This is a genomic window from candidate division WOR-3 bacterium (assembly GCA_039801245.1).
Classification (GTDB): Bacteria; Hydrothermota; Tepidihabitantia; order Tepidihabitantales; family Tepidihabitantaceae; genus JAOABP01.
Genome location: JBDRUF010000014.1, coordinates 24828 through 34897, shown reverse-complemented (window position 1 = coordinate 34897; position 10070 = coordinate 24828). Strand labels below are relative to the sequence as shown.

Genomic DNA, 10070 nt, shown 5'->3' with positions numbered 1-10070 from the left:
GATGTCACGATAATCTCCGAAGAGTCGCTCACCGCCTTGGCGCAGGCAAGTTTGCCCGACTTCTCCACCGGCTTGGCAGCAATCACACCCTTGCCACCCCGGCGCTGAATCGGAAACAGTTCAAAATCGGTCCTTTTGCCAAACCCGTTGTCAAAAACGGTCAAAAGCGAAGTTCCGGGACTGCACACAACCGCACCAATCACCTCATCACCCTTTTTTAGCCTGATACCGCGCACACCCCTTGCGCTCCTGCCCATCTCCCTGACATCGCTCTCCTTAAACTTTATCCCCATCCCGTTGCGCGTCACCAAAAGAATCTCATCCTCACCCGAGGTCAAAAGCGTGGCAATCAGGGCATCGTTCTTATCAACCGTCATCGCAATGATTCCCTTGCGCCTGGGATTGGAGAACGCCTCTAAACTTGTCCTTTTCACCATCCCCTGCCTCGTCACAAAAAAGACAAACCGGTCCTTGGCAAACTCCCTCACCGCCACATAGGAGGAGGTGACCTCATCCTTCTCCATTTCAACAAGGTTGGCAATTGACCGCCCCTTTGAGGCATAAGAGCCCTCAGGAATCTCATAGACCTTCTGCCAGTAGCACCTGCCCCGGTCGGTGAAAAACATCATATAATCATGGGTTGAGGCGATAAAAAGCCCCTCAACAAAATCCTCATCAGCAACCGGCACCCCGGTTCTGCCCTGCCCACCCCGGTTCTGACGCCGGTAAACACTCACCGCCATCCGCTTGATATAGCCGCGGTGGGTTATCGTAACCGCCATATCCTCCTCTTTAATCAAATCCTCAATCGAGACATCCTTCGGTTCCTCAAGAAGAATCTCGGTCCGCCGCTCATCAGCAAACCTCTTTTTCACCTCCAAAAGTTCATTCCTGATTTCACCCATCATCAACCTCTTTGACTCCAGCAGGCTCTTCAACCGGGCAATCTCCTTTATCAGCCCTTTGTACTCCTCATCAATCTTCTCCCTTTCCAGACCGGTCAGCCTTGCCAGCCTCATCTCCAAGATTGCCTCTGCCTGGCGCTGCGAAAGTTTGAACCGCTGCATCAGACCCTGCCTGGCGCTCTCGGTATCCTTGGACTTCTTGATCAACTCAATCACCGCATCAATGTTGCTCAGGGCAACCTTCAAACCCTCAAGGATGTGCGCCCGCTCCTCCGCCTTTGCCAGTTCAAACCTTGTCCTTTTGGTAACCGTCTCCAGGCGGAACTCAAGAAACCTCTCCAGGAGCCCCTTCAGACCCAAAACCTTCGGCTCATTATTAACTAAAACCAGAAGGATGGCACCAAAACTGCTCTCTAAGGGTGTCCACTTATAAAGCTGGTTCAGAATCACCTCTTTGGCGGTCTCCTTTTTCAACTCCAAAACAATCCTCATCCCCTCCCGGTCCGACTCATCGCGCAAATCTGCCACCCCCTGAATCTTTTTCTCCCGCACCAGTTCCGCAATCCGCTCAACCAGGCTCGCCTTGTTCACCTGATACGGAATCTCGGTGATGACCAGCCGGTCCCTCCCCGCCTTCACCTCCTCAAAAACAACCCTGCCCCTGACAGTAAAACTCCCCCTGCCGGTCTCATAGGCCTGCCTGATGCCCTCAACCCCGACAACACTGCCACCGGTGGGAAAGTCGGGTCCCTTGACATATCTCATAAGTTCCGCTGTGGTTATCTCCGGATTGTCAATCAACGCCACCAGCCCGTCAATCAGTTCACCCAGATTGTGCGGTGGAATGCTCGTTGCCATTCCCACCGCAATCCCGGTTGCCCCGTTTGCTAAAAGGTTGGGAAATGCCGCGGGCAGAACCACCGGCTCCTTCAGCCTGCCATCAAAATTGGGCTGGAAATCAACCGTATCCTTGTCAATATCCCGCAAAAGTTCAATCGCCAGCGGTGCCAGCCTTGCCTCGGTATAACGATATGCCGCGGGTGCATCACCATCAACCGAACCGAAGTTCCCCTGCCCCTGAACCAAAGGATAGCGCATTGAAAAATCCTGCGCCATCCTCACCAGCGCATCATAGACCGCAGTATCACCATGCGGGTGATACTTACCCAAAACATCACCAACAACCGCGGCACACTTACGGAAAGGACGGTTGGGCATAAGCCCCATCTCATTCATTGTCCAGAGAATCCGGCGCTGAACCGGCTTCAGCCCATCCCGGACATCAGGCAATGCCCGCGCAACAATCACCGACATCGCATAGTCCAGAAAGGACCTGCGCACCTCATCTTCAATATAAACTGGAACTACTGAATCATCACGCACTTACTAAAATATACCCTTTGCCAAACAAAAGTCAAACCTTTTTATAGCTCTTTGTTTGGGGTTCTTGTTTCTTAACTCTAAACGATGACCAAAACCAAGAGGGGGATTGCCACCGGACCAAAATTGAAATTTTGCTAAATTAATTAACTGCGGAACTTAACTCAATTTCACCCCTATGAATTTGGTTTATGTTTATATAAACTTAGCCATTAACCCATAACGGATAACTCTCACATTTAAAACTATTGACAATAACCGAACGCGGTCGATTTAGACCCGCCTACCAAAAAAGTCTGAACCCAGAAATTTTTAACTTGACATCGCCCGTTAAATCTGTAATATATTTCATCAGACAAAAGGAGGCTTTATGCGCCTGAAGGTTTGCTTAGTGGTCTTGGTATTCGTTGTTGGTTTAGGTCTGAGCCAGAACCTCTTAGTTAACGGTGACTTTGAGCAGGAGTTAACAGTTGGCTGGACCTACAGTGACAGCGGCTCAGGCACCCATCAGGCTCGGCGCGACACCATTTATCATCCTGACCCGGACTATGAAGCCTGGGTCTATCAGTATGACAATCCGGGCTGGACCCGGTTGAGTCAGATGGTAGAAGTACTCAATCCTAGCCTCACCCTTTCGTTCTGGGCAAAGTTCAGCGAAAGCGGTGGCTCCTCAACCTGCTGGCCTGCTGCCTGTTTCCAGGTCTGCTACTATGATGCCAATAATAACCTTCTTGGTGAAACCCGTTATTACTACGCAACCTATGCCAACTGGAACCCATCACCAACCCTCAGCCTTTACCGTATCACCAATCCTGACTGGACATCTTATGAACTTGATATTCAGGAGGAAATCAACAACAACCTGCCTGGTGTCAACCCTGATTCGGTTGCCAAGGTGGAGGTAGCGCTCTGGAGTTTGACCACCAGCGGCTGAGGCACGCCTGTGGCGGAGGTCTCCGCCGATGACATCTCCCTTGTCAATAACATCAACGGTCCCTATCTGGTGCTTGGACCAACAAATGTTCTTGACCCGCCCCCAGGTGGCAACGGCAACGGCAAGTTCGACCCCGGTGAAACCGGTGGCTTGGTTGTATCCCTGCGCAATGTTGGCAATCAGGATGCCAGTGATGTCACCGCATTGCTCCGGTCCGGTGACACCCGGTTCGTAATCACCGATTCAACTGCCAATTACGGCTCAATCCCTGTCTGTTCTACTCGCACAAATGAGTCTCATCCGTTTATGGCTGCTGTTGACCAGTCTGTTCCCAAGGAAACAAGAATACCCTTGACCCTGTTCATCACCGGCACCGATTACTGTGATACCATTGATTTCACCATTCTCATTGGTGAACTGACCCAGACCGACCCGATTCCTGACAACGCTGAACCACCCCGTTACTGGGCCTATGATGATGTTGACACCCTTTATTCCGAACACCCGAACTTCTCCTGGGTGGAGATAAATACCGTTGGCACCCGGCTCTCACTCTACGATGACCAGACGGTTCAGATTGACCTTCCCTTCACCTGGCAGTTTTATGGTAGCAGTTTTAACCAGATTTCCATCTGTGGGAATGGCTGGGTTGCACCGGGTTACACCACTCAAACCAATATGGGAAATACTGTCCTGCCTGACACCTCAATGCCACCCCTCGTAGCCTTGAACTGGGATGACCTCTATCCGCCCGCTGGCAACAGTGTCTGGTACTACCATGACGCCGCCAATCACCGCTTCATCGTTGAATGGGACTCGGTTCATTACTACAGCCCGCGCGACAAATGGGAAAGTTTTGAAATCATTATCTACGACCAAACAGTACCAACACCAACCGGTGATAATCTTATCATCGTCCAGTATCTGACAGCCAACCACTACACCTCCAGCACCATTGGCATCCAGGACCCGACAAGGACAATTGGGATTCTCTGTCTCTATAACAATAACTACCATCGTGCGTTTGCGCCTCTCGCTCCTCGTCGTGCCATCAAATACACCACTACACCTCCAACCGCAATTGGTGAGGAAAAACCCTTTTTCCCTTCCCATGCGTCACTGCGCGCATTTCCCAATCCGACAACCGGTGCTGTTCGGTTTAGCGCCAGCATCCCGAGCGATGCCCAAATTACTATCTATGACGCCTCGGGTAGATTAATCCGCACTCTTGAGGGCAAGGGCTCTTGGCTCTGGGATGGCAGGGACCTGAACGGCAATCAGGTCGCACCTGGAGTTTACTTCTGCCGGCTGGGTTCAACAACCACCGAGAGCAAACTTGTCTTACTGAAGTAAAAAATCAAACTAAAGGGGCGGAACTTGTTGGTCGCCGCCCCTTTTTATTTTGTGGAAAATTCGCAGCCGCAGTAATGCTGGCGGTAAAGACCTAACTCCCGGGAAAGTTCCACGCTCTGCCTGAACCCATCATTTTTCTTCCAGTCCGCCTCAAGGAAATCTATTCCTAAGGGCGCGCAGACCTCTCTGCCGATGCGGTTGATTACCTCTGCCTTTTTGTTAGGTCCTATTGTCAGGGTTGATGCCAGCACCCCAAAACCGAGCTCCTTTGCCTTTAAGGCACTTTTGTTCAGCCGTAAGCGAAAGCAGACATCGCATCTCCTGCCACCTTCGGGTTCGTTTTCCAGCCCCTTAACCTCACTGAGAAAAAGCCCGTGCTCATATTCTGGAATCAAAATGTTAATTTTCCAATTCTGGGATAACTTTTGAACCGCCTCCAAACGGCGTTGGTGCTCCTCCTCAGGAAAGATATTCGGATTGTAGAAAAACCCGGTGATTTCATAATCCCCTTTCAGCCGGTTGATAACAGCGGTTGCACAAGGTCCGCAACAGATGTGTAGCAGCAAAGGAACTCTTTTCAACTATTATATTAAAAATGAGTTAATATACCCTGTTAATCCTTGTCTTTATTCTCAGAAGCCCCGAAAAGCGCCTGTTTTCTATGGAGCAAATCCCACTGCTCATCAACAAACCGCTGCAACTCGCTGATAACCTTTGCCCCCTCCTCAATTCCGAAGAGATGGCGGAACCTGCCCTGCGGCTTTAAAAACTCCTCAATCGGCAGTTTCTTCTGCGGCTCGTAGTTGATTTTGTATCTGCCATTCTCAAACTCATACAACGGCCAGTAACAGGTGTCCGCAGCCAGTTTTGACAGTTTTAAGGTTTCAGAGGGCTGATGGCGCCAGCCCAATGGACAGGGAACAAGGACATTGAGAAAACTTGGACCAGGCGCATCCAGTGCCTTCTGCACCTTACTCGCCAAATCCCGCCAGAAGAAAACGGTTGTCTGTCCAGCATAGGCAACATCATGCGCGATGACAATCTCCATAATGTTTTTGCGATGCTGCACCTTGCCCAAAAGCACCCTGCCTGCGGGTGAAGTGGTGGTATCTGCACCTAAGGGTGTCGCAGATGAACGCTGAATCCCGGTGTTCATATATGCCTCATTGTTGGTGCAGACATAGAGAAATCGGTGCCGGCGCTCGAGTGCACCGGAAAGCGCCTGCAACCCGATGTCATAGGTGCCACCATCACCGGCAAATGCGATAATTCTGATATCATCCTCAATCCTGCCCATCTTTCTGTAAAACCGGTAAGCCGCCTCAACACCTGCTGCGGTTGATGCTGCGGTCTCAAAGGCGGTGTGAATCATTGGCACCTGCCAGGCGCTGTGCGGATATATTGATGAGAAAATCTCCAGGCAACCGGTTGCCATCGCTGTGACCACCGGTCTGGGCTGGGCAGCAAGCAGAATCTGCCTAACTGCTAAAGCCTCACCGCAACCAGCACAGGCACGATGCCCTGATGAAAAAAGCTCCTTATTCTTTGCCAAATCCTGCAGTTTTAACATAATCACCTCACCCCTATATATGTTACCAGTTCATCCTTTTTACCGGAAAGCACCTGCTCAAAGACAAAAGTCGCATCCTCAGGTGCAAACTCCCTGCCACCAAGACCATAAACATAGGAAAAGAGTTTCGGACGCTCGGGCAAATCATACAGAACCGAACTCACCTCGGTAAACAGAGGTCCACCATAGGAGTTGACCGCATCAACCCGGTCAAGAACCCCAACCGCCTTAAATTTAGCCAGGCTCTTTTTCAAGAGGGGATGAACTAATGGACGAAAAACCCTTAGTTTCACCATTCCCACCCTCTTGCCCTTTGCCCGTAAATGGTCAACAGCAACCCGGCAGGTTCCACACGCCGAACCCATTACTAAAACCACCGCCTCCGCATCATCACACCGATACTCCTCAAGAACCGGGTATCCCCTGCCAAACCTCTTTTTAAACTCCTCCTGAACCTCCTCAATGATTGGAAGCGCCCGGTTCATCCCCTCAATCTCGCTGCGCTTGAACTCAAAATAGTAATCCTGCAGAGTTGCCGGTCCAACAAGAATCGGATTACGCCAGTCCAGGAGATTGTAGTTTGGTTTTGGCTTTCCGAGGAATTCGCGCACATCCCTATCATCAAATATCTCAATCCGCTCCTGGCAATGGGAGAGGATAAAACCATCAATCGCAACCAGCGCGGGCAGATAAGCCCTTTCTGCAATCTTCACCGCCTGTATCAGGGTGTCATACCCCTCCTGCACCGTCTCGCAGAAGAACTGCATCCAGCCCGAATCCCGAGAGGCAACCGAATCAGAATGGTCACCGTGAATATTCAATGGCGAGGAAAGCGAACGGGAGGCAACCGCCATCACAATCGGCAGCCGCAATCCCGCAGCGATGAAAAGCATCTCGTGCATCAAAGCCAGACCCTGGGATGCGGTTGCGGTCATCACCCGGCAACCGCAGGCTGCTGCTCCAATGCAGGCGGTCATCGCCGAATGCTCACTCTCAACCGCCACAAACTCGGTATCAACCTCGCCATCACTCACATAATTGGAAAAAATCTGGACAATCTCGGTTGAAGGCGTAATCGGATATGCTGCGACCACATCAGGATTTATCTGCTTCATCGCATAGGCAAGCGCCTCATTACCGGTCTTGGCAACAATCATTTCCGCTCCTTTTCCATATCAATCACCTTTGCCGGACAGATACCTGCGCAGATGCCACAACCCTTGCAATAGTCATAATCAATCCCGACCATCTTGCCATCCTTAACCATAATGGCGCTATCAGGGCAGTAAATCCAGCACATAAGACACTGACGGCACTTCTCCCTGTTCCATACCGGTCGCATACTGCGCCAGGCACCGGTCTTGTTCTCCTTCACCGCACCCATATCGGTTATAATCGCGCCGCAGGGCAACTCCTGCCAGCCCTTTAATCTCTTTCCCATCTTCACTCCCTTCAATTCAAACCCTTAACCTCTTCATAAGCCCGGCGAATACTCTTTAAGTTATCCTCAACCAGTTTTTCCCTGCCGCGGAACTTCACGCTCAGCTTTGACCTTATCGCTGCAATCATCGGCTCCAGCTTCAAGACCCCGGTCACCCGAACCAAAGCACCCAGCATCGGCGTATTGGGCACATCCTTTCCAACTGTCTCCATTGCTATTGCCGAGGCATCAACCGTATAAACCTTGACCGTTGCTGGCAGATTCAGCCTCTTGCGCAAATCCTCGGGGTTCTCAGCGGTATTCACCAAAAGAATTCCGTCCGGTTTCAAACCCTCTGTTACCTTTGCCGGCTCAATCAAAGAAGGGTCAAGGACAACAACAATATCAGGGTTCTTGATTCCCGAATGGCTCCAGATGGGCTCATCAGCAAGCCGGTTAAAAGCGGTAACCGGCGCTCCCATCCTTTCCGGACCGTACTCAGGAAATGCCTGAATGAACTTACCGGTCTCAAGCGCCGCCTCGCCAAACAAAAGCGCTGCGGTCTTTGCACCCTGACCGCCGCGACCATGCCAGCGAACCTCAAGAACTTCTGCCATTAGACCTCCGTATTTTCATTTTTATTAAATCGGTCTAAAATCATACCACAAAAAACCCTTCTGTCAAAAGTTTGTAAAAATCAAAACTGCTGCCAATCCCGATTTTCCCATCGGTTGTGTCTCCTGCCACCACCATCCTTTCTGTGATTAACCTCTCCCGCGTCCATAAAACCGCACCTCTTACAATTTCAAATATTACCCTTCAAACCGCCTGATAGCCCCATCCAAAAATCGCCTTAACCCCACTCCTCCCGCCCCCTCTAATAACCCTTTGTAAAATCACCTCCCATACCCCTCAAGAGACAGCCAAAAGGAGAACATCCTAAACAGTTACCAAAACCACATAGGGGATTATCCCCCGGGTAAAAGTGTAATTTGGCTAAGATACGAAGATCCAGAACTTAACTGAATTTGACCCTTCTGAGTTCTGTTTATTTTTATATAAACTTAGCCTTTTGTATATTGATAAACCGGGTGGTTGTTAAAAGCGGTTAAGGGGAGGTGAAGGCGGCAATCAAAGCCTGCGCAACTGTAGAAATCTCATCCTTGCGGATGGTGCGAAAGTCCAGAAGATACTCATCTTTTTCCACCCTGCCGAATACCGGCGGACGGAAAAGCCTCATTTTCTTTGCCAGTTCATCAACGCTCAAACCTCTGGGCTTAATAGCAACCGCCATTGAATCAAGGCTCTCGGTTGCCAATGAACCACCTCCCACCTCAGCCTTAACCGGTTTGATGCTAAAATCAGCCTTATCTATCAGTTTGTCTTTGACCTGGTTAATCAACTCACCCGCCTCAGCCTCAATCTCATTCAAGGGCTTTAAAAGAATCTGAAAAAGGCTATGCTCCTTGATCACCTTTTCCTCATCAAGGAAAAGTTGCAAGGTGCGCTCCAAAACCGCATAGGTCAGCTTATCGCAACGCAGGGCTCGGGTTAACGGGTTTTTCTTCATCCGGCCAATCAAATCCTTTCTCCCGACAATTATCCCCGCCTGTCCGGCACCGATGAGTTTATCACCGGAAAAGCAGACAACATCGGCACCGGTTGCAATTGACTCTGCCACCACCGGCTCCTTGGGCAGACCATACTTGGACAAATCAAAGAGCGCTCCCGAACCCAAATCGTCAATCACCGGTATTGAATGCCTTCTTCCCAGTTGCACCAGTTCCGCCAGCCCGACCTCCTTGGTAAAACCAACAATCCGGTAATTGGAGGTATGGACGCGCAGAATCGCTGCGGTCTCAGGGGTAATCGCATTCTCATAGTCGCGCAGATGGGTGCGATTGGTTGTGCCCACCTCCACCATCTTGCAGCCGCTCTGGAGCATCACCTCAGGAATCCTGAAGGAACCGCCAATCTCAATCAACTGCCCGCGCGAAACAATCACCTCCTTACCTTTGGCAATCGTTGCGAGAATCAAGAGTGTTGCCGCACAGTTGTTATTAACCACCATCCCTGCCTCAGCACCGGTCAGTTCGCAAAGGAGCGGCTCAATGTGCTGATAACGGTTGCCCCGCCTCCCATCCAAAAGGTTGATTTCCAAAGAGGAGAAATGTTCGCTCACATCAACAAGCCCCTCCTGCGCCACCCGTGCCAGCGGTGCCCTGCCCAGACCGGTATGCAAAACAACGCCTAACCCATTAATCGCCCTTGTCAGACTTGGCTGCCGCGCTGTCAAAAGCCTTGCCTTCAACTCATCGATATTGAACTCCTCATCCTGACCAAGGAGAATCCTTTCCCGCACCTCCTCAAGATACTGCCGGATAACCCGCCGCACCATCCGCGGATGCAGCTCGACAACAACCGATTTCAGTCTTCTATCATTGGCAACCTTTTCCACCTGCGGCAACTGCCGCAACCTTTTCTCTTTTTCTGCGCTCAATTCCATTG

Annotated in this window: 9 protein-coding genes; 2 read left to right on the top strand and 7 right to left on the bottom strand. The window is 50.8% G+C overall.

Features of this window, described 5'->3' with window-relative positions; genetic code table 11:
* On the bottom strand, positions 1 to 2288 hold a 2288-nt coding region (gene gyrA, locus ABIK47_03320), incomplete at its 3' end, for a DNA gyrase subunit A (protein MEO0019655.1).
* 367 nt (positions 2289 to 2655) lie between these two features.
* Between gyrA and ABIK47_03315 the strand changes: the two genes are divergently transcribed.
* On the top strand, positions 2656 to 3219 hold the full coding sequence (locus ABIK47_03315) for a hypothetical protein (protein MEO0019654.1): 564 nt from the start codon (positions 2656 to 2658) through the stop codon (positions 3217 to 3219).
* Between the two features lie 9 nt (positions 3220 to 3228).
* The gene (locus tag ABIK47_03310) at positions 3229 to 4572 is read left to right on the top strand and encodes a T9SS type A sorting domain-containing protein (protein MEO0019653.1); all 1344 of its coding nucleotides are present in this window, start codon (positions 3229 to 3231) and stop codon (positions 4570 to 4572) included.
* A gap of 44 nt (positions 4573 to 4616) precedes the next feature.
* On the opposite strand, the gene ABIK47_03305 is transcribed toward ABIK47_03310, so the two are convergent.
* The 6 genes from ABIK47_03305 to selA all read right to left on the bottom strand — a co-directional run bounded on the left by ABIK47_03305 (position 4617) and on the right by selA (position 10068).
* Positions 4617 to 5153 carry an epoxyqueuosine reductase QueH gene (locus ABIK47_03305; protein ID MEO0019652.1) on the bottom strand — a complete coding sequence of 179 codons (537 nt, stop codon included), beginning with the start codon at positions 5151 to 5153 and terminating at the stop codon, positions 4617 to 4619.
* Positions 5154 to 5185: 32 nt separating this feature from the next.
* Positions 5186 to 6142 (bottom strand): thiamine pyrophosphate-dependent enzyme, encoded by a 957-nt coding sequence (locus ABIK47_03300; GenBank protein MEO0019651.1) that lies wholly within the window; start codon positions 6140 to 6142, stop codon positions 5186 to 5188.
* 2 nt (positions 6143 to 6144) lie between these two features.
* Entirely contained in the window at positions 6145 to 7299 is a 1155-nt protein-coding gene (gene porA, locus ABIK47_03295; protein ID MEO0019650.1) for a pyruvate ferredoxin oxidoreductase, read from the bottom strand.
* Entirely contained in the window at positions 7296 to 7583 is a 288-nt protein-coding gene (locus ABIK47_03290) for a 4Fe-4S binding protein (GenBank protein MEO0019649.1), read from the bottom strand. Before ABIK47_03290 ends, porA begins: the two co-directional genes overlap by 4 nt.
* Before the next feature lie 11 nt (positions 7584 to 7594).
* Complete coding sequence (locus ABIK47_03285) at positions 7595 to 8179, bottom strand: 2-oxoacid:acceptor oxidoreductase family protein (protein MEO0019648.1); 585 nt, start codon at positions 8177 to 8179, stop codon at positions 7595 to 7597.
* 491 nt (positions 8180 to 8670) lie between these two features.
* Positions 8671 to 10068, bottom strand: a complete 1398-nt coding sequence (gene selA, locus ABIK47_03280; GenBank protein ID MEO0019647.1) for an L-seryl-tRNA(Sec) selenium transferase — start codon at positions 10066 to 10068, stop codon at positions 8671 to 8673.
* Between the last annotated feature and the right edge of the window lie 2 nt (positions 10069 to 10070).

Excerpts from the sequence above, each read along its gene's own strand:
- ABIK47_03315 (MEO0019654.1), top strand. The coding sequence starts at position 2,656 with ATGCGCCTGAAGGTTTGCTTAGTGGTCTTGGTATTCGTTGTTGGTTTA.
- ABIK47_03300 (MEO0019651.1), bottom strand. The coding sequence starts at position 6,142 with ATGTTAAAACTGCAGGATTTGGCAAAGAATAAGGAGCTTTTTTCATCA.
- porA (MEO0019650.1), bottom strand. The coding sequence starts at position 7,299 with ATGATTGTTGCCAAGACCGGTAATGAGGCGCTTGCCTATGCGATGAAG.
- ABIK47_03290 (MEO0019649.1), bottom strand. The coding sequence starts at position 7,583 with ATGGGAAAGAGATTAAAGGGCTGGCAGGAGTTGCCCTGCGGCGCGATT.
- ABIK47_03285 (MEO0019648.1), bottom strand. The coding sequence starts at position 8,179 with ATGGCAGAAGTTCTTGAGGTTCGCTGGCATGGTCGCGGCGGTCAGGGT.
- selA (MEO0019647.1), bottom strand. The coding sequence starts at position 10,068 with ATGGAATTGAGCGCAGAAAAAGAGAAAAGGTTGCGGCAGTTGCCGCAG.